Raw genomic sequence first — 18,252 nt, forward strand, 5'->3', positions numbered from 1 at the left:
GCCAGTTCTGCACGTGTTGTCCGGGATTTGAGGAGTCGGCCGCTTAAATGAGAATCCGCCTCAACCGGAATGGTTGAGGCGGACCCTTGTGTGACCCCAGCGGGATTCGAACCCGCGTTACCGCCGTGAGAGGGCAGCGTACTAGGCCGCTATACGATGGGGCCAGTACTGAGTTGTTTGCCGGTCTCCCGCCAAACGAGCTAGATGATTCTTTCACATCCGATGCTGTGAAACCAAATTGAAGCAGACCGTTCCGCCGAGGCTTCTGTTCGCTCAATTTGTGCTTTTACAGCGCTGGGGTACCAGGACTCGAACCTAGAATGTTGGTACCAGAAACCAGTGTGTTGCCAATTACACCATACCCCAATGGCACTTTCGGGTGATGTTTACCCTGCTTCGCAGCAGGTCAACCCCCTCCGCGCCGAGAAACAACTTTACCGGATCTCCTGCACGATGCGCAAAACGTCGGTCAGGCTGGTGATCCGGTGGCCGCTGAAGCCCTCGTCTTGCCGACTGCGACGGTCCAGCCAGATGCCGATGAGCCCCGCCGCATCCGCTCCCTGTGCATCGACAACAGGGTTGTCCCCAACATAAAGGGTGTTTGCAGGATCGGTTCCGAGCAGCCGCGCACCCTCGAGATAGATCGCTGCATTGGGCTTTGCGACCCCGACGGCGTCGATTCCGACGAGCGCGGCGACCCGATGCAAGCCAGCTTTGTCCAGCTTTGCACGCTGGTAATCGTGCACGTTGTTACTGACCGCACCGTACGGGATTCCCAGCCGGTCCAGCTCATCGAGGACTGGAACGACGTCCTCATACGGTTCGAAGTGGAGCGGCAGTGTTGCCTCGTATGCTTTGTTCCACCGTGCCGCTGAAGCGCCTTCAAGCGGTTCACTGAGGAACTCGGCCTGGGCGTGCCGAGCGCGGTGGATCCGTTGCTCCGTGAAGCTCAGTTCTCCGGCCAGGAACTGGTCGTAGTAGCCGTGAGGATCCCGGGTGTACAACGACTTGTATTCCGCCCACTCGGCCTCGGTGAGATGCGCCAGGGTTTCAGCCCCGATGTGGTGCAGGGTGCGCCCCATCGCAGTCTCAAGGTCCACCAGGGTGTCATCGATATCGAAGAGGACCCCCTGAATGGAATGCGCGGTTAGCTCACTGACCACGCAGAGTCCTTATTCGGGCGAGCGACGACTCCTTGCCGAGAATCACCATGGATTCGAACAACGGCGGTGAGATTTTGCGTCCCGACACCGCAGTCCGCACCGGCCCGAAGGCGAGCCTGGGTTTGAGCCCAAGCTCGTCGACGAGGGCAGCGCGCAGAGCCGCCTGGATGGAGTCAGCGGTCCAGTCCCCGATGGGTTCGAGCGCTCCGAGCGCGGCATCGAGAACCTCTTCGTAGTTGGCGGGCAGGCCTTTGCTGGCATCGGCAGCGACCTCCACCTCGCCGTCCGGATGGAACAGGAAGCCGAGCATCTCAGGTGCCTCCCCCAAAAGGGTGATCCTTTCCTGGATGAGCGGCGCTGCCTCAGTGAGAATGGACAGCTCGCCGGGGCTGAGAGTCTGACCGACCAGACCTGCCGACTGCAGGTATGGAACCAGCCGCATCCGGAAGTCCTCAGGGTCCAGCAGACGCACGTGTGAACCGTTGATGGCTTCGGCCTTTTTGACATCAAAGCGTGCCGGGTTGGCGAGGACATCATGGATGTCGAACTTCTCAACGAGTTGGTCCACGGTGAAGATATCCTCGTCAGCGCTAAGGGACCAGCCGAGCAATGAGAGGTAGTTAAGGAGTCCTTCCCGGATGAACCCGCGCTCCCGGTGCAAGAAAAGGTTCGACTCGGGGTCACGCTTGGACAGCTTCTTGTTGCCCTGGCCCATGACATAGGGCAGGTGACCGAAGAGCGGCATATACCGGGCCACGCCGATATCGATGAGGGCCCGGTACAGCGCAACCTGGCGGGGCGTCGAGGAAAGGAGGTCCTCACCGCGCAGCACATGGGTAATGCCCATCAGCGCGTCATCGACCGGGTTTACCAGCGTATAGAGAGGTGCGCCGTTTGCCCGCACTACTGCAAAGTCCGGCACGCTCCCGGCTGCGAACGTGATGTCTCCGCGCACAAGGTCGGTGAAGGTGATGTCCTCGTCCGGCATGCGTAAACGCAGAACGGCAGGACGACCTTCCGCTTCGTAGGACGCCTGCTGATCCGCTGAAAGATTGCGGTCAAAATTGTCGTACCCGAGCTTTACATCCCGGCCGGCGGACCTGTGCCGCTGCTCGACCTCGTCCGGTGTGGAATAAGACTTGTACAGATGCCCGGCAGCGACGAGCCGCGAGATGACATCCTGGTAGATCCCGCTCCGCTGCGACTGACGGTAGGGAGCGTGCGGTCCTCCGACCTCCACGCCCTCATCCCAGTCGATCCCCAGCCACTTCAGCGCATCGAGGAGCTGCTCGTAGCTCTCTTCGCTGTCACGCGCGGCGTCCGTGTCCTCGATGCGGAAGATCATCTTTCCACCGGTATGTCTCGCATATGCCCAGTTGAACAGGGCGGTCCGGATCAAACCGACATGCGGGACTCCGGTAGGCGATGGGCAGAAGCGAACCCGTACGGGAGTTTCGGGCGTGACAGTGGGGAGATCAGCAGTAGTCATGATGGGCTCAGTCTACTGTCCTGGCTGTTGGCCACGGGGCATTCCTGTCAGCGGCGCACCGGGTTGGACAGCCTGCCGATCCCCTCGATCTCCACGTCATACCTCTGCCCCTCGTTGATCAGGCCCACACCGGCAGGGGTTCCGGTAAGAATGATGTCGCCGGGCAGGAGAGTGAAGGCCTGGGAGACGTAGGAAACCAGCTCTTTCACACCCCAGATCATCTGGCTGGTGGTGCCGTCCTGCATCAGTTCTCCGTCGAGCCATCCGCGGACGGCAAGGTTCTCGGTATCAAGCTCCGTTTCGATCCAGGGCCCGATCGGGCAGGATGTGTCAAACCCCTTCGCCCGGGCCCACTGGTTGTCAGTCTTCTGGATATCGCGGGCCGTGAGGTCATTGGCGCAGGTATACCCGAATACGACGTCATCCACCCGCTCTATGGGCACGTCCTTGCAGATCCGGCCGATGATGACGGCCAGTTCGGACTCGTAGGAAATCTCGTCAGAGAAAGACGGAAGCACGACAGGATCTCCGGGACCCACAACCGATGTATTGGGCTTGAGGAACATCAGCGGCGCCGGCGGCACCTCGTTCCCCAGCTCGGCGGCATGGTCAGCATAGTTGCGGCCGATACCGATGACCTTACTGCGCGGAATCACCGGCGCCAGCAGCCGGACATCCTCCAGTTTGTGGCGCACGCCCGTCGGCTGTACCCCTCCGTAGAATGGGTCGCCGCTGATGACGGCTACCTCTTCTTCGCCAACGAGGCCCTCAACAAGGCCGAACGCTGGATCATCATTGAGCACAAATCGGGCTATACGCATGAACACAGGCTAGTACAGACCTGGTCAGTAAACGCTAGAAACCGTTCAGAGAACATTGGTCCTCTGAACGGTCCCAGTGTCAAACTTCAGCGGTGATCAGTGAGGCCAATTGTCAATGAGCGTGCCATAGGTGACAACACCCGTCCTCTGTGCGGGCGCGCTGTCGTTGGCGACAGCTGCGGCCCCCCCTCCCACTGCCAGGGCTGCTGTAATCAGGAGAACTGCGGAAAGTCGTTTCATAACGGATTCCTTAACGGTAGGAGTACAGCGTCACTGACACCAGATAAGTTCAGTATACGAAGCATCTGTGATATGCAACACCCCTAACGAGCGGATCTCTTTAGCTTTGCCCGACTCTGTCTCAACCGGAACTTTGCGCATAAACTCAAGGACAGTCACGTCGAGTGCGCCGGGAGTCCCCTGCCTGTCCGACGCAGCCTTTGAATGAGGGGGAAGTGTGGCAGCACAGCAGTCAGGCGAACTCGTGATGTATGAGCTGCGTGCGAGGGAAGCTTGGAGCCAGCGGGATTACCGGACAGCACGGCTTCTCGCAGCTGCCGCGGTAGAACTTGGTGCACATACGGAAGACCACCATGCCTGGTGGAACATGACGTTCCTTCAGGCTGAATGTCTGCGGGAGGAAGGGTCGCTGGAGGAATCCCTCCGATGCGCTGAGGCCTTAGAGGAAAGCAGCCTCACCCTGGAATCGGAAGCTCTGAGCGCACGAGTCCATACCCTGGCTGCCGTCTGTCAGCAGGGTCTGGGACATCTTGATCAGGCTGTGAACAACGCCAGTATGGCGGTGAAAAGCGCTTCAGTGGTAGCCGACTCCCCTGAGCTTCAGATTGAGGCCCATCACGCTCTGATCGCTGCGCTTGCCGAAAGCGACCGGTTGGATGAAGCCTGGAGCACGTGCCTGGACCTTTCAACCCACATTACGCCGGCCATCCACACGCAGACCGCGGGTAAGGCCCATTGGGTCATTGGAAATGTGGCGTTCATGCGCCACCAGGTGGGCGACGGCATCCGGTTCCACGGGCTCGCAGCCGAACAGCTCACTCCAAACAACGACCTGGAGTTGTGGGCTCATTTCAACCGTGCCTCGGCTGCGCTACGCCTCACCGCCGGAGTTGTCGATGCGGAGACGCTTGAGTGCATTGAGCGGGCGGAGATCGCCAGCTCAATTGTTGGCGGCACGGAGCGGGACCAACTCCAGCTTTCTCTCACCAGGGCTCACTGGCTCTTCCTCACAGGCCAACTCAACGCCGCAGTCGAACGCCTGCGGCCAATCTGCGCTGAGGGCTCGGCGCTCTCCCGGCAGACAGAGGGAGAGGCAAACCTGCTGCTAGCCCAGGCGCTGTCGGCCCGCGGGGAGGAGCTCGAGGCGTTCGCTCACTTCGAAACCAGTGAACAGTGCTTCGACGACGCCGGTGCACCGGACAGGGCCGCGCACGTCCGCGACATTGTGGCCGACATTCGAAGCTGAAGTTACTCCTGTAGGCATGCAAAAGGCCGTGAAGATCAGCTAATTAGCTTGCTCTCCACGGCCTTTGGAACAATGACGACTAAACAGCCTGGTATGTGCTGTCCGGCCAGTTGCCGCTCTTCGTCGTTGTGACCGTGTCCGGCCAGTTTCCACTCTTGGCAGCTTGAGCAGCCGTGCCGCCCCCAACCAGAAGCAACGCAGTCAGCAACAGAGTTGCGGAGACCTTCTTCATACTTGTTCCTTGTCACTTGATGGACGCAGAAGAACGATATGCCTTCTGCGTTGCACAGCATCCCCAGTATATGGATCGAGTTACGATAATTCAGAGACTTTTGTCTCATCTTTTCCGCAGTTTTTTCCTGCACTCTGAAGAAATGGCAAACTCGATACTTGCCCGAGGGAATATTGGCTAGTCATTCTGACAGAATGATCCGCGGGGACCCATCACAGCACACCGTTGGAGCGAGGCCATGGAGCATACACAGGAACCCGGACAGCACGTTTTCCTGGAACTGCGTGCCCGGGATGCGTGGACTCAGCGAGACTATGGGGCAGCGCGGGAAATTGCCGGAGAGGCTCAACGTGCTGCCGATGCCAACGGGGATGAAAACGCATCTTGGAATATGGCCTTTCTGCAGGTTGAATGCCTGAAGAAGGAAGGCTTTTTTGAGGACGCGGCTGCGACCGCGGAGACGGTTCGAATGCATCCCTTGACCCAGCACTATCCGGACCTGGCCGCCAGGGTCTCGACATTTCTCGCCGACACCCTCGTAGGCATGGGAAATCTGGAGTCGGCAGTAATCGAAGCACGCCACGCGGTTGCTGAATCTGAGCAGGCTTCCGGATCTCCTGATCTTCGGATACGAGCGCAGCACGCACTCATTGCAGCCCTCGCGGAGAGCGACCAGCTTGATGATGCATGGGAAGAGTGCCTCCGCCTGGCTGAACTCATCACACCTGACGTCAACTCACAAACTGCCGGCAAGGCCTACTGGGTCATCGGGAATGTGGCCTATCTTCGGCGGGATGCAGCTACAGGAACTGATTACCACCGGCGCGCGGCCAGTAATCTTTCACCCTCGAACGACCTTGACCTGTGGGCCCGGTTCAATCGCGCTTCCGCCGCGCTTCGCCTGGCCGGCGGCGTTGTGGAGCCTGAGACGCTTGAGTGTATCGAAAGGGCTGAGCTGGCTGCCTCCATTGTGGGCGGAAGCGAGCGGGACAAGCTTGAGCTGTCCCTCACCCGTGCACACTGGCTGTTCCTTACTGCACAGTACGATGCTGCCGTAGAACGATTGAGGCCTATCTGCGACGCGTCTTCCCTTATTGCCAGCCAGACGGCCGCGGAAGCGTACCTGCTGTTAGGGCAGGCGCTCGCGCGGTCCGGCGATGCGCTGGAAGGGCTGTTCCAGCTCGAAAAGAGCCAGGAACTGTTCAGGCAATCAGGTGCCCCCGACCGCGAGGCGCAGGTCGGGAAGCTGATCGACGAGGTCCACCGACGGGCCGAAGCCTAGGCCCCCGGACGTTCTCGCCGCCAACGGCCAGTCAAAGCTTCTCCCCGCCAACGTCCAATCAAGGCTCCAGTTCCTCGAGTACGTCCTGAACCTCATCGTTGGAGAACTTACGCCACGGGGACGCATCGGAGGTCTGTAGCGCTGCCTCCGGGCTGTCGCTCCGATTCCACCACTTCGCTTCGAAGACATGGCCGTCGAACAGGATCCGATCGCCCTTCTCATACGTCTTCTCGGCATCCCAGCCGGGGTAAGTTCCTGCCGGAGCAGTCACAACAGGGACCGGCTTTTCTCCGGGCAGTACCGGACCGATCAGCGTCCACGGAGTCTCGGCAGCCTGCAGCACCGGGTTATCCGGCAGGTCACCCGAGGTCCAGTACTTCGCTGAATACACTTTGCCGCGCCACACGACGCGGTCATCCAACACGTAGGTCGCTTCCTCTGACCAGATCGGGTACGGGCTGGTCTCCGGATCATCAACGACCAGCTCGGGTGTGGGTTCGTCTGTGGTGGGTGCCGAATTCAGGGTCGCCGCGCGCCCCTCGAATCCTGCGCCCAGAACGTCCGCGAACAGCGTGCCGTCCTGCTCAATGCCGCTGCAGCTGTCCGACACGATCTTCGCGTTGCCATAGTTGTCGCTGCAGGTGGCATCACGGTTGAGCGACCACATTGACATCCGCCCAACGCCTGTTTCCAGGGCGAAGGCGTTGAAAGCGGCAGCTGCTTCCAGGTCGAACACCTCCGCCGGGACATCATTTTGACCGATCATGGGCGTCAGCCCGATCTTCTTCCACAGCGTCTGCGGACCGAGGCTGGTGCCCGCCCTGTCATAAAGGATTCCGAGTTGGGCGTGAGTTGCCCGAGCAGCCGCGACTGAAGCGTCCAGCTGGGAAACCCCAGGTTCCCTGCTTCCGCCGTAATCCATGGTCATGATATTCACGCCCGCGAGATCCACGCCGCCCTCAAGCATGGTTGTCACCGCGTCGGTGCCCTGAAGGGTCAAACCCGACGGGGCCACAGGCAGCGTCAGCCAGACGTTGAGTGGCTTGCCATCCGCACGCCGTTCCTCCTGCAACGCGGCCACCGCTTCTGCCCTACGTGCCGCAGCTTCGGAATCGGCCAGGTCCTCACCCTCGATGTCGAGGTCGATTGTTGTCAGGTTGTACCGTTCAACGACGGCACGGTAAGCGCTTGTGAGTTGGCGGACGTCCGTACAGGTCCGGGCCAGCTCATTGTTGATCAGCCCGCCGAACGACACAGCAACCTCGCCGCCATCCTGGATCAGCCGCGCAATTCGGCGGTCGAGATCCAGCTCCGACTGCGCCTCGTCCAGCGAGTACGCAGCACCCCACGATGGGCGGCAGTCCTCGGCAGGATCAGCAACAATGAACGACAACACGACGCTCTTGCCCTGCTCCGAGGCGGGCTGCTCGAAAGGATAGAAAGGCGTTGCGGTGGCATCCACATACCCGGCGAACCACGACCCGCCGTTGGCGGCAGCGCGCACATCCTCGAGCCGGTTCCAACCCACAACAGTGGACGCTACCAGCGTGCCGACGATGGCAGCCAGGACGGTGAGGCGCACAGGCGAAAGCCGGCGGCCGGGAAAACGTTTGGACATGGGTCCCCCAGATACAAGACCGTTCGGACGGGAACGGTGAGCGTATCGTAACGGTGGAAGAGCACTGAATCAAAATGGTGTACTGTTTCGTCCGTCACATCCCGCACACCGATGCCGCTGAGCCGTCACCTCAGCCGGACCGGGATGGACACTGCTGAACGTCGGGCCCGTCACCTGCCGCAGCGACACTCACAGGACTCTCCGTAAGGAATGTCCATCAGATTATTTGGGGGGCGGATGAACCAGCAAGTCTCTGTGCCGGAATCGGCTGTCGGTGCGTCTTCGACGTCCGGCACGGTATCGCGGCGGCGTCAGTGGGGATCGGAGAAGCGGTCCGAACCGCTTTCGATTGTCCATCCGGCACCCTCGCGCCGGAAGGTCGCGCTGGGCCGGTTGGCGATCGTGGTCACAATCCTCGGATGGGTTGCGTATGTCGTCTCGACGATCCTGAGGGAGCTCGCAGAGAACCCGTCGGCCAGCTTCCGATTCCAGCTCGAAGCGGTTTTCTACCTCGTGGTGGTCACCTTCCTGACATTCTCCGCACTGATGTACCTGCTGGCCCGGCAGGGAGCGCTGTACCGTTTCCGCGACCACCGCCGCGTCCCGCGCGGTGAACTCGATCGGCACTTCGCCCGCTACGACGAGAGCATCACTGTCCTGGTGCCGTCCTACGCTGAAGAGCCCGAGGTGGTCCGCGCAACGCTCTGGTCCGCGGCGCTTCAGGAGTTCCCCAACCTGCGGGTCACGCTGCTGCTCGATGACCCGCCGTTTCCAACAGACCCGGGCGTTCTGGCCCGGCTTGAGGCCACGCGTGCACTCGCTGCCGAGATCGAAGGCCGGCTCCTCGAGCCCTCCATGCGCTTCACCAGCGCACTGTCCGCATACCAGGAGCGCCTGGCGTCGGACACGCCGGCCAGCGATGAACTGCCGCGCCTGATCGCCGAATACGAGGCAGCCGCGGTGTGGCTGGAAACGATGGCTGAGAATGAGACCGTCGGGGATCACGTCGATGAATTCTTCGTTGACCTGGTGCTGATGGGCCTGGCGCGTGAATTGCGCCTGACCGTTCTCGCTCTGACCGCTGCCGACGCCCAGCACGCTGCGCCGGACCCGGACCGAATGGTGGAGCTCTACGTGCGCCTGGCACGCATCTTCACCGCTTCCATGAACACGTTCGAGCGCAAGCTCTACGCCTCCCTCTCACACGAGGCGAACAAGGCAATGAACCTCAACGCCTACATTTCCCTCATGGGCGGGCGTTGGCACAAAGAGAAGGCGGCCAACGGCGTTGTGCTTCGTCCTGCCACAGAACACCACGTCGATGACCTGGAGATCCCAGACTCGACTTACCTGCTCACGCTCGACGCCGATTCCCTCCTGCTGCGCGATTACTGCCTCCGCCTGGTTCACCTGCTGGAGTCACCCGGTAATGAACGGGTGGCTGTCACGCAGACTCCCTACTCCTCGTTCCGCGGTGCGCCTACTCGTATTGAGCGCGTTGCCGGCGCCACGACCGACATCCAGCACATCCTTCACCAGGGCATGACCTACTACGGCGCCACCTTCTGGGTCGGCGCCAACGCAGTCATCCGCAAGCGCGCGATCGAAGACATTGTCGAGGTGGAGAGCGTTGGCGGATTCGATATCAAAACCTACATCCAGGACCGCACAGTCATCGAAGACACGGAGTCGAGTGTTGACCTCGGAACTCACGGCTGGACCCTGGTGAATTACCCCGAGCGGCTCAGCTACAGCGCCACACCGCCGGACTTCGGTTCACTCGTGGTGCAGCGGCGCCGGTGGGCCAACGGCGGGCTGCTGATCCTTCCCAAGCTGTGGAATCAGATGCGGGAGCGCAAACACCGCCGGGAACGGATCCTCGCGCGGGAGATCCTGCTGCGGGTGAACTACATGGCCTCCATCGCCTGGGCCAGTTTCGGTCTGCTGTTCCTGCTCGGCTACCCCTACGACAGCCGCTTACTCAGTCCGCTGGTGTTTATCACTGCGCTTCCCTATTTCCTGGCAATGGGCAGTGACCTCCGGGACTGCGGGCACCGCTTCAGCGATATTTTCAGGATCTACGGATTCAATATCGTGCTCCTGCCCGTGAATCTGGCCGGCGTCCTGAAATCCGTTCAACAGGCGTTCACCGGCGAGAAGATCCCTTTCGTCCGCACACCCAAGGTCAAGGACAGGACAGCTGCGCCGGCGCTCTATGTCGTTGTGCCTTTCCTGATTGTCGCGTACTCCCTCTTCACAGTCTGGCGGGATGTCGTCAGTGAAAATTGGGGCAACGCGGCCTTTGCGCTGCTCAACGCGTTTCTGGCCTTCTACGCCATCCGTGCCTACATCGGCCTGAAAAACTCTGCCGTGGACATGGTGCTGGGCGTGCTGAACTGGCTCCATGTCGCGCCTCGGGAGCCACGGCAGCAGGTGTCACCCGTCATCGACAAGGCACCCGAAGAGGCCGATTGGGAAGCGATCCTCTACCACGGCGACCGACGGCTGAACCGCGACATGCGTCAGGGCAATGACCGCCGCCGTCGTATTTCTGTACGGTAGTTTCAAGAACCGGATGCAGCGCCGTACCCCGGCGCTCCAGCAAGGAAAGTGACGCTCGGCATGAATGCACTCTGGCTGATACCTACCGAGGTATCGGACACCACGGCTCCGGTATCCGTCATCCGCCTGGTTCTGCCGCAGGCCGAGCACATCTCCGAAGAGATAGCTGAGGCTTTTGCGCAGCGTGCCCGTGCAGAAGCCGGCGGCGGCCTGAAACCGATCCTTCTTGACATCACCGGTGTGGCGTCGATCAGCCGCGAGGCGCGCGCCGTTCTGAGCCGCTCCCGCTCAGCATCAGCTATTGCAGTGTTGGGAACCAGCGCGGTGGACCGGGTACTCGCGAATTTCCTCCTGGGAGGCGAGCCTCCCCCGTGCCCCACCCGCTACTTCGGGGACGAGGATACGGCCGTTGCCTGGCTGTTGGAGCGTGCGGATGACCGCTGACGGCGGGGACCCCCGCCTGGCGATGCTGGTCGACGGCATTGTGCGGCTCTCCCGGGGAGACCTCAGCAGCAGGATGACGCCCTCCCCCGTGCGTGATGATGTCGACGCCGTCATCACCGGCGTGAATCTTCTGGCTGAAGAACTCGAACTGGTCTACCGACAGTTCGAAATGCGCGTGGAAAACCGCACGGCAATGCTGCACCAGGCACATCTGGACATGAAGCGGATGGCAATGACAGACGCGCTGACCGGGTTGTCCAACCGAGTGGATCTCGTCGAGAAAATTGAGCAGTCCCTCTCAGGCCAAGCCGACGGCGATCCTCCTCCCGCGCTGCTGCTCCTGGACCTTGATTCGTTCAAGAATGTCAACGACCGCTTCGGGCACGACGCCGGCGACGACGTTCTGCGCGAAGTGGCGGAGCGCCTCCGTGGAGTTGTACGGGCAACTGACACTGTGGCCCGCCTGGGCGGGGACGAGTTCGCGATCCTCGTGACGCAATCAACCATGGAGATTGCGCTCGGAGTTGCCAACCGTACGCTGGAAGTCCTCGCGAAGAGCATCGACGTGGACGAGTTCAGTGTGCATCCACGCGCCAGCATAGGCCTGCGCCTCGCTACCCCGGAGCACACCGCCGAGTCCCTCCTGTATGAAGCCGATACAGCTATGTACGCGGCGAAAAACGAGGGGCGCAGCATCATCAAGACCTTCGAGCCGGTCATGCTTTACGACCGGCAGCTCCGGACGCTGATGGCATCCGAACTGCGCGATGCCATTGGGACGGACCAGCTGTGCGTGCACTACCAGCCGATCGTGAATCTGCGCGATGGTTCGGTCAATGGAGTGGAAGTCCTGGTGCGCTGGAACCACCCGACCCGCGGGATGATTCCTCCCGATTCGTTCATTCCCCTTGCCGAGGAGATCGGCGCCATTTCCGAAGTTGACCGATGGGTCATGGCGACAGCCCTTCAACAGTATGCAATCTGGCGCGCGGCGCTCCTGGTACCCGAGAATTTTCAGGTGCGCGTCAATATCTCGGCAATCGAACTGCGCCAGCTGGATATGGTCGACTTCGTCCGCGGACTTCTCAAACGGATGTCTGTGCCGCCGCCCTCGCTTGTCATTGAGATCACCGAGTCCGCGCTGGTGAGCGGCGGCGAGGTGGAAACCTATTCGCTGCTAAGCCTCAAACAGCTTGGCGTGTGCATTGAAATTGATGATTTCGGCACGGGCTACTCCTCGATCAGCTACCTGCGCAATCTGCCGGTCGACATGGTGAAGGTGGACCGATCCATCCTTCGGGAACCCGCGACAGGCTCCTGGCAGCCCGACTTCGTGGCAGCGGTCTTCCAGCTCATCCGGGCTGCCGGCCTCGGGGCAGTATTCGAGGGCATCGAAACCCAGGAACAGGCCGATTTCCTGAGATCCCTCGGAGAAATCAGCGGACAGGGCTTCTACTTCAGCAGGCCGCTTCCCGAGCCCGCGGTCACGGAGCTGCTGCGCTCAGGAAACGCACTCCCGCTCGGCCCGGCCGTGCAGAGCTGAAGAAACACCGAAGCCCGGCCTTCCTCGGGGAAAGCCGGGCTTGATGCTGATGCGGAGCCGCTACACGAGGCGGGTCATCCAGCCGTGCGGGTCCTCGACCTTGCCTGTCTGGATGCCCAGAAGCTGTTCACGGATGCTCATGGTGACCTCACCTGCCGAAGGATTCGGCGCGCTGATGACCTCGTCGCCGTCCTTCAGCTCGCCGATCGGTGTGATGACTGCTGCGGTGCCGCACGCGAATACCTCCGCGATATCACCGTTGCCCACGCCGTCGCGCCACTCATCCAGCGTGATAGTGCGCTCCTGCACCTCCAGGCCGCGGTCCTTTGCCAGCTGAATGATCGAGGAACGGGTAATACCTTCAAGGATGGTGCCGCTCAACGCGGGTGTGACCAGAGTGCCGTCCTTGAAGACGAAGAAGACGTTCATGCCACCGAGTTCCTCGACGGCATTGTTGTTGAACTGGTCGAGGAAGAGCACCTGCTTGCAGCCGTGCGCCTCCGCCTCCAGCTGTGCTGCGAGAGAGGCCGCGTAGTTGCCGCCGCACTTGGCCGCGCCCGTGCCGCCGCGTCCTGCCCGTGCGTATTCGCGAGAGACCCAGATTGACACTGGAGCCAGTTCCCCGCCGAAGTAGTTCGCCGCGGGCGAGGCGATCACCCGGTAGGAGACCTCACGGGCCGGACGAACACCCAGGAACGCTTCGGTGGCAATCATGAACGGACGCAGGTAGAGGCTCTCGCCCTCGCGGGTGGGCACCCATTCCTGATCAGCGGCAACCAACTGGCGGAGGGACTCCAGGAACACGTCTTCGGGCAACTGCGGGAGTGCAAGCCGGGCAGCGGAACGGTTGAGCCGCGCCGCGTTGGCCTCCGGCCGGAAGGTCCAAATGGAACCGTCAGCGTGACGGTACGCCTTCATGCCTTCGAAGATCTCCTGCCCGTAGTGCAGCACGGCCGCTGCCGGGTCCATGGCGATAGGCCCATACGCCTCCAGTCGCGCATTCCTCCACCCGCCGACGCCTGCCGTGTCGACAGCGAAATCCACCACCGCGGTGTGGTCGGTGAAATGGTTACCGAACCCGGGGTTTGCAAGTATCGCTTCGCGGTCCGCCTCCGACCTCGGGCTGGCCGACGGGTACTGGGCGAATTCCAGCTGCGTAGCTGTCATGGTTCCTCCACGGTTACCTGCCCTCCGCAAGCGCTACGAAAGACACGATCATGCCTGGCGGTGATCCCGAACGGGATACGCACAGACGATCACTTGAGTTAATGGTTCCTAACCAGCTTAGGACACTGCAGCCGCAATCGCATCGCCGATTTCAGTGGTAGTGCGCGGAGCGCCGGACCGGGTGGCGACGTCGTTCTCCACCGCCCCCTCGATCCGCTCTGCCTGCTCACTGAAACCGAGGTGGCGCAGCAGCAGCGCTGCCGAAAGGATCGCTGCAGTGGGGTCTGCTTTCTGCTGCCCCGCGATGTCCGGCGCCGAACCGTGCACCGGCTCGAACATCGAGGGCGCCGTGCGGTCCATATTGATGTTGCCGGACGCGGCGAGGCCGATACCGCCGGTGACGGCTGCCGCCAGGTCCGTGATGATGTCCCCGAAGAGGTTGTCGGTCACAATGACGTCAAAACGGGAGGGGTCCGTCACCAGGAAGATCATGGCTGCATCGACGTGCAGGTAATCGTGGGTAACCTGCGGAAATTCGCCTGCCACGGCCTCCACGGTGCGCTTCCACAGGTGGCCCGCGTGCACCAGCACATTGTGCTTGTGCACCAGGGTGAGGTGCTTGCGGGGCCTCTCGCTCGCCCTGCGGAAGGCGTCACGGACCACGCGTTCAACGCCGTGTGCGGTATTCACGGAGACCTCAGTGGCTATCTCATGGGGAGTGCCCGTGCGCAGGGCTCCGCCGTTGCCTACGTACGGTCCTTCGGTTCCCTCCCGCACAACCACGAAGTCGATCTCGCCGGGATCGGCAAGGGGGCTTGGCACCCCGGGGTAGAGGCGTGAGGGACGGAGGTTGACGTAGTGGTCGAGGCTGAAACGGAGCTTGAGCAGCATTTCGCGCTCGATGAGGCCCGAAGGGATGCGGGTATCTCCCGGGGCGGCACCGACGGCCCCGAAAAGGATGGCGTCGTGGGAGCGCAGGCGGTCCAGTACCTCCTCCGAGAGGGTCTCCCCCGTAGTCAGCCAGTGCTCGGCACCGAGCTTGTAATCCGTCAGGGTCAGTTCCGCATCCGCAGCAGCCGTTGCTGCGCGCAGCACTTTGACCGCTTCGGTAATGACCTCCGGTCCGATGCCGTCACCGGGAATTACTGCCACATTGATGCTGGATGAAGTCATGGGATCAGCCTAGGCAACCATCCCGCATCACGGACAATTCAGTTCCGGATAGTGAGACATACTGCATGGAAGGAAAACCTGAGCCAACGTTGCGCTTCGGCAGGCGCCATCTCTGCGGAAAACCGTCAGGTTCATCCGGATAATCGATCCTGGCGCTGTCACCGCGCAGCGAGTCTGCAGCCTTCCAGGAGTCTCATGAAAGTTCATTACCCCCGCATCCGCCCGCTCACAGCGGCAGCGGCCGCCGTCGTCGTCGTTCTGGCCGTGAGTGCTGTACCGGGCGCTTCCGCAGCCGACAATTCGACGATGACCACAGATCCCGGTCCAGCCGGCGATTTCACGTGGGAAGGCTATAACTGGCTCAAGCGTTCGTGGACCGGAGGTCCGCACTACAACGGCAGTTTCGATCCAGCCAATGTCAGTGGGCCGGACGCGAACGGGAAAGTCAGCCTTGCTCTCACCAATCCGTCGGGAAATGCACCCGTGGCGGCAGAGTTCCAGTCCACCCGTCGCGGCTTCGGCTACGGCACATACAGCGCAGTGGTCGAACGGAACCTGCAGACGCTACAGAAGGAAGTGGTGTGGGGATGCATGTTCACCTATGACCCCGATTCCGCACCGGGCCACAACGAAATCGACGTCTGCGAAGCGTCCGCGTGGGGCGGCGGCGCGGCCTGGGGCGAGTCGCGTCCGGTTCGGCAGGGCCATGGTTACTGGTTCGACGCCACCAAGCCGGCCGGAACCGGCAGCACCGTTGTGAATTTCGATGTCACGCCGGACCCCGTGCTCACTCACCGGCTGGTCTGGGAACCCGGCAGGCTGACTTATGAGACCTTCGCCGGCGAGGGCTACTCCGGCACCCTGCTCAAACGCACTGTCCTGGAGGGTGCCACCGTTCCCGTTCCCGCACGGGAGGCGGTCCACTTCAACCTGTGGGTCACCGGAGGCGGGGGCGGGTATCCGAACCAGGTCCGGCCCGAGCAGGTCACGATCCGCGACTTCTCCTTCACACCCCGGGCTGCCGAACCGACGCTGCCGGCCATTCCCCTTGCGCCGGCGCCGACCATCACGGGCACCGCAAAAGTAGGCCAGAGGCTCACCGCGAACCCGGGTTCCTGGAGCACCGGAACTGCACTGACCTACCAGTGGTACCGCGCCGGCACCCCGATCCGGGGCGCAACCGTCATGACCTACACGGTCCTCAAGGCGGACCGGCACAGCGCGCTCACGGTGGCGGTCACCGGATCAAAAGCCGGCTACGCATCCGCTACCCGCGTCTCTGCTCCTACGGCGCGCGTACGGTAACTCCACCCCTGGGGCGATGTTCACTGCAGTAAGCCGCCCTAGAGTGGGACGTTATGGATGCGCACCACCGGTTAGCCCGCTGGCTACGGGAGAACCAGGAGAAAGTCGACCGCCTTGTGGCGGCAGCGGCCTTCGTCCTCCTGGCGCTGCCGTACGTGCTCCTGGGTTCACCCGTCGAGTTCGTAGTATCGGCGGCGCTGGTCATCCCCCTGGCCTGGCGGCGCAGTAGGACCGTCGCGGCTGCTTCGACGGTCGCGGCAGTGTCCATCGGCCAACTCCTGATCAACCAGCCGCCTGTTGCGGCCCAGCTCAGCGTCCTCGTCATGGTGTACGCGCTCGCTGCCTATGCCCCACGATGGGCAAGCCTGGGCGGTGTGGGTGTTGCAGCCTTCGGGATGGTGGCCGGCGTTGCGCAGTTTGGACTGAACCAGTACCAGACCGGCATTGCTGCTCTTCCCCTGTACGCGCTGTACATCTTCTTCGCCGTGGCCGTGGTGCTGTTGTGCTGGGCCTTCGGTGACCTTGCCCGGAACCGCAGGCTCGCGCTGCAGGCGCTGCAGGACCGCGCCCGCCGGCTGGAAATTGAGCGCCAACAGGAACGCGACCTCGCGGCCGCAGATGAACGCAGTCACATCGCCCGTGAGATGCATGACATCGTTGCCCATTCGCTCTCGGTCATGATCGCCCAGGCCGACGGCGCGCGCTACGCCGGTGCCGCGGACCCCGCCGTCGCTACCTCTACTTTGGGCACCATTGCGGAGACCGGCAGGGCATCGCTGCGGGAGATGCGCAGGCTGCTCGGTGTCTTGAGAAACGACGACGACGCCCCCACCCGCCCCCTGCCGTCCCTTGCCGATGTTCCTGATCTGATCGGAACAGTGCGGCAGGCGGGCCTTGACGTCGCGCTGACCTGGCAGGGTACTCCTCGCCGGCAGTTGGCAACGGGCGCAGAACTCACTGTCTACCGGGTGATTCAGGAAGCACTGACAAACGTCCTCAAGCACGCCGGCCCGCGCGCATCAGCGTCCGTTTCGCTGTCCTGGACCGGAAGGGGCCTGGAAGTGGCAGTCGACGACGACGGGCGCGGCGCAGCATCCGACGGCGGGTTCCTTGACGGGAACAACGCTCACCCCGGCCAGGGCATCCGTGGCATGGCCGAGCGGCTGAAACTCTACGATGGGACTGTGGAAACCGGTCCGCGTGACGGCGGCGGTTTCGAAGTCCATGCACTGATTCCCTATACGGAGGCCTGAATGAGCACCCCGTCCTCCACCGCAACCATCCGCGTTGGGCTGGTCGATGACCAGCAACTGGTCCGCAGCGGTTTTTCGATGCTGATCAACTCACAACCGGATCTCGACGTCGTGTGCCAGGCAGGCACCGGCACCGAGGCGGTCTCCGTGCTCGCGTCCACGGCAGCCGACGTCGTGCTGATGGATGTCCGCATGCCCGGCATGGACGGAATTGAGGCAACCAGGCGCATTCTCGCGCAGGCACAGGGATCCGGGCCGCGCATCATCGTCCTGACCACGTTCGACCTGGACGAATACGCACTCGCAGCCATCCAGGCCGGGGCCAGCGGCTTCCTGCTGAAGGACGCGCCGCCCGAAGAGCTGCTCGAGGCGGTGCGGACGGTTCACCGGGGGGATGCCGTCATCGCTCCGTCAACCACGCGCAGGCTGCTGGAACACGTGGCACCGCTGCTGAGGGCGCCGTCCGGAGCCAACGAACGGGCGAAGTCCCTGGTGGGGAGCCTCACGGTCCGCGAGCGCGAAGTGTTCACGCTGATAGCGCAGGGCAGGTCGAACACCGAGATCGCCTCGGATCTGTTCCTTTCGGAGGCGACAGTGAAAACACACGTGGGACACATTCTCGCCAAGTTGGGCGCGAGGGACCGCGTGCAGGCAGTGGTGCTGGCCTATGAGGCCGGCGTCGTACAGCCCTGACCCACTCATCCCGAACCGTCG

15 protein-coding genes and 2 tRNA genes are annotated in these 18,252 nt (G+C 62.3%); 8 read left to right on the forward strand and 9 right to left on the reverse strand.

What is annotated here, in order from left to right:
• Positions 1 to 91 precede the first annotated feature (91 nt).
• From AC1MBU_RS11610 to AC1MBU_RS11630, 5 genes are all read right to left on the reverse strand, one after another.
• Positions 92 to 164: transfer RNA gene (locus AC1MBU_RS11610), tRNA-Glu, on the reverse strand.
• 130 nt (positions 165 to 294) lie between these two features.
• A tRNA-Gln gene (locus AC1MBU_RS11615) sits at positions 295 to 366 on the reverse strand.
• Between the two features lie 68 nt (positions 367 to 434).
• Complete coding sequence (locus AC1MBU_RS11620; RefSeq protein WP_479787237.1) at positions 435 to 1,163, reverse strand: HAD family hydrolase; 729 nt, start codon at positions 1,161 to 1,163, stop codon at positions 435 to 437.
• Positions 1,153 to 2,652 carry a glutamate--tRNA ligase gene (gene gltX, locus AC1MBU_RS11625; protein ID WP_277358473.1) on the reverse strand — a complete coding sequence of 500 codons (1,500 nt, stop codon included), beginning with the start codon at positions 2,650 to 2,652 and terminating at the stop codon, positions 1,153 to 1,155. Before gltX ends, AC1MBU_RS11620 begins: the two co-directional genes overlap by 11 nt.
• Positions 2,653 to 2,699: 47 nt before the next feature.
• Positions 2,700 to 3,473 carry a fumarylacetoacetate hydrolase family protein gene (locus AC1MBU_RS11630; protein ID WP_277358472.1) on the reverse strand — a complete coding sequence of 258 codons (774 nt, stop codon included), beginning with the start codon at positions 3,471 to 3,473 and terminating at the stop codon, positions 2,700 to 2,702.
• Positions 3,474 to 3,930: 457 nt separating this feature from the next.
• Here AC1MBU_RS11630 and AC1MBU_RS11635 point away from each other — a divergent pair, with 457 nt between their 5' ends.
• A complete protein-coding gene (locus AC1MBU_RS11635) occupies positions 3,931 to 4,959 on the forward strand; it encodes a hypothetical protein (protein WP_479787238.1) in 1,029 nt (342 codons plus the stop codon).
• Between the two features lie 79 nt (positions 4,960 to 5,038).
• Here AC1MBU_RS11635 and AC1MBU_RS11640 read toward each other — a convergent pair whose 3' ends face one another.
• Complete coding sequence (locus AC1MBU_RS11640) at positions 5,039 to 5,191, reverse strand: hypothetical protein (RefSeq protein ID WP_277358470.1); 153 nt, start codon at positions 5,189 to 5,191, stop codon at positions 5,039 to 5,041.
• Positions 5,192 to 5,429: 238 nt separating this feature from the next.
• On the opposite strand from AC1MBU_RS11640, the gene AC1MBU_RS11645 reads away from it, so the two are divergent.
• Complete coding sequence (locus tag AC1MBU_RS11645; RefSeq protein WP_346028151.1) at positions 5,430 to 6,473, forward strand: hypothetical protein; 1,044 nt, start codon at positions 5,430 to 5,432, stop codon at positions 6,471 to 6,473.
• 58 nt (positions 6,474 to 6,531) lie between these two features.
• Here AC1MBU_RS11645 and AC1MBU_RS11650 read toward each other — a convergent pair whose 3' ends face one another.
• Positions 6,532 to 8,091: a chitinase gene (locus AC1MBU_RS11650; protein WP_346028150.1), complete on the reverse strand. Its 1,560-nt coding sequence runs from the start codon at positions 8,089 to 8,091 to the stop codon at positions 6,532 to 6,534.
• A gap of 237 nt (positions 8,092 to 8,328) precedes the next feature.
• Here AC1MBU_RS11650 and AC1MBU_RS11655 point away from each other — a divergent pair, with 237 nt between their 5' ends.
• From AC1MBU_RS11655 to AC1MBU_RS11665, 3 genes are read left to right on the forward strand one after another with little or no spacing between them, the layout of a single operon-like run.
• On the forward strand, positions 8,329 to 10,653 hold the full coding sequence (locus AC1MBU_RS11655; protein ID WP_277358467.1) for a glycosyltransferase family 2 protein: 2,325 nt from the start codon (positions 8,329 to 8,331) through the stop codon (positions 10,651 to 10,653).
• Between the two features lie 60 nt (positions 10,654 to 10,713).
• Positions 10,714 to 11,097: a DUF7793 family protein gene (locus AC1MBU_RS11660; RefSeq protein WP_277358466.1), complete on the forward strand. Its 384-nt coding sequence runs from the start codon at positions 10,714 to 10,716 to the stop codon at positions 11,095 to 11,097.
• Positions 11,087 to 12,640 carry a putative bifunctional diguanylate cyclase/phosphodiesterase gene (locus AC1MBU_RS11665; RefSeq protein ID WP_346028148.1) on the forward strand — a complete coding sequence of 518 codons (1,554 nt, stop codon included), beginning with the start codon at positions 11,087 to 11,089 and terminating at the stop codon, positions 12,638 to 12,640. The genes AC1MBU_RS11660 and AC1MBU_RS11665 overlap by 11 nt, the downstream gene beginning before the upstream one ends.
• A 60-nt stretch (positions 12,641 to 12,700) precedes the next feature.
• Here AC1MBU_RS11665 and AC1MBU_RS11670 read toward each other — a convergent pair whose 3' ends face one another.
• Together AC1MBU_RS11670 and AC1MBU_RS11675 are read right to left on the reverse strand one after the other, a co-directional pair.
• Complete coding sequence (locus AC1MBU_RS11670; RefSeq protein ID WP_277358464.1) at positions 12,701 to 13,807, reverse strand: branched-chain amino acid aminotransferase; 1,107 nt, start codon at positions 13,805 to 13,807, stop codon at positions 12,701 to 12,703.
• 117 nt (positions 13,808 to 13,924) lie between these two features.
• Positions 13,925 to 14,980 carry a 3-isopropylmalate dehydrogenase gene (locus AC1MBU_RS11675; protein ID WP_479787239.1) on the reverse strand — a complete coding sequence of 352 codons (1,056 nt, stop codon included), beginning with the start codon at positions 14,978 to 14,980 and terminating at the stop codon, positions 13,925 to 13,927.
• A gap of 195 nt (positions 14,981 to 15,175) precedes the next feature.
• On the opposite strand from AC1MBU_RS11675, the gene AC1MBU_RS11680 reads away from it, so the two are divergent.
• Genes AC1MBU_RS11680 through AC1MBU_RS11690 form a run of 3 tightly spaced genes read left to right on the forward strand, consistent with a single transcriptional unit; the run spans position 15,176 to position 18,231 of the window.
• Positions 15,176 to 16,285, forward strand: coding sequence for a hypothetical protein (locus tag AC1MBU_RS11680; protein ID WP_479787240.1), 1,110 nt, complete (start codon positions 15,176 to 15,178; stop codon positions 16,283 to 16,285).
• Positions 16,286 to 16,338: 53 nt separating this feature from the next.
• Positions 16,339 to 17,538, forward strand: coding sequence for a sensor histidine kinase (locus AC1MBU_RS11685; RefSeq protein WP_479787241.1), 1,200 nt, complete (start codon positions 16,339 to 16,341; stop codon positions 17,536 to 17,538).
• The gene (locus tag AC1MBU_RS11690; RefSeq protein ID WP_277358461.1) at positions 17,539 to 18,231 is read left to right on the forward strand and encodes a response regulator; all 693 of its coding nucleotides are present in this window, start codon (positions 17,539 to 17,541) and stop codon (positions 18,229 to 18,231) included. It abuts the gene before it with no gap.
• The last annotated feature ends 21 nt before the right edge of the window (positions 18,232 to 18,252 follow it).

The sequence above is a fragment of the Arthrobacter sp. PTI12 genome (assembly GCF_056679915.1).

Bases quoted from the DNA above. Each gene is read 5' to 3' on its own strand.
- AC1MBU_RS11655 (WP_277358467.1), top strand. From the start codon at position 8,329: ATGAACCAGCAAGTCTCTGTGCCGGAATCGGCTGTCGGTGCGTCTTCG.
- AC1MBU_RS11680 (WP_479787240.1), top strand. From the start codon at position 15,176: ATGAAAGTTCATTACCCCCGCATCCGCCCGCTCACAGCGGCAGCGGCC.
- AC1MBU_RS11675 (WP_479787239.1), bottom strand. From the start codon at position 14,980: ATGACTTCATCCAGCATCAATGTGGCAGTAATTCCCGGTGACGGCATC.
- AC1MBU_RS11660 (WP_277358466.1), top strand. From the start codon at position 10,714: ATGAATGCACTCTGGCTGATACCTACCGAGGTATCGGACACCACGGCT.
- AC1MBU_RS11630 (WP_277358472.1), bottom strand. From the start codon at position 3,473: ATGCGTATAGCCCGATTTGTGCTCAATGATGATCCAGCGTTCGGCCTT.
- AC1MBU_RS11685 (WP_479787241.1), top strand. From the start codon at position 16,339: ATGGATGCGCACCACCGGTTAGCCCGCTGGCTACGGGAGAACCAGGAG.
- AC1MBU_RS11640 (WP_277358470.1), bottom strand. From the start codon at position 5,191: ATGAAGAAGGTCTCCGCAACTCTGTTGCTGACTGCGTTGCTTCTGGTT.
- AC1MBU_RS11670 (WP_277358464.1), bottom strand. From the start codon at position 13,807: ATGACAGCTACGCAGCTGGAATTCGCCCAGTACCCGTCGGCCAGCCCG.
- gltX (WP_277358473.1), bottom strand. From the start codon at position 2,652: ATGACTACTGCTGATCTCCCCACTGTCACGCCCGAAACTCCCGTACGG.
- AC1MBU_RS11650 (WP_346028150.1), bottom strand. From the start codon at position 8,091: ATGTCCAAACGTTTTCCCGGCCGCCGGCTTTCGCCTGTGCGCCTCACC.
- AC1MBU_RS11645 (WP_346028151.1), top strand. From the start codon at position 5,430: ATGGAGCATACACAGGAACCCGGACAGCACGTTTTCCTGGAACTGCGT.
- AC1MBU_RS11665 (WP_346028148.1), top strand. From the start codon at position 11,087: ATGACCGCTGACGGCGGGGACCCCCGCCTGGCGATGCTGGTCGACGGC.
- AC1MBU_RS11690 (WP_277358461.1), top strand. From the start codon at position 17,539: ATGAGCACCCCGTCCTCCACCGCAACCATCCGCGTTGGGCTGGTCGAT.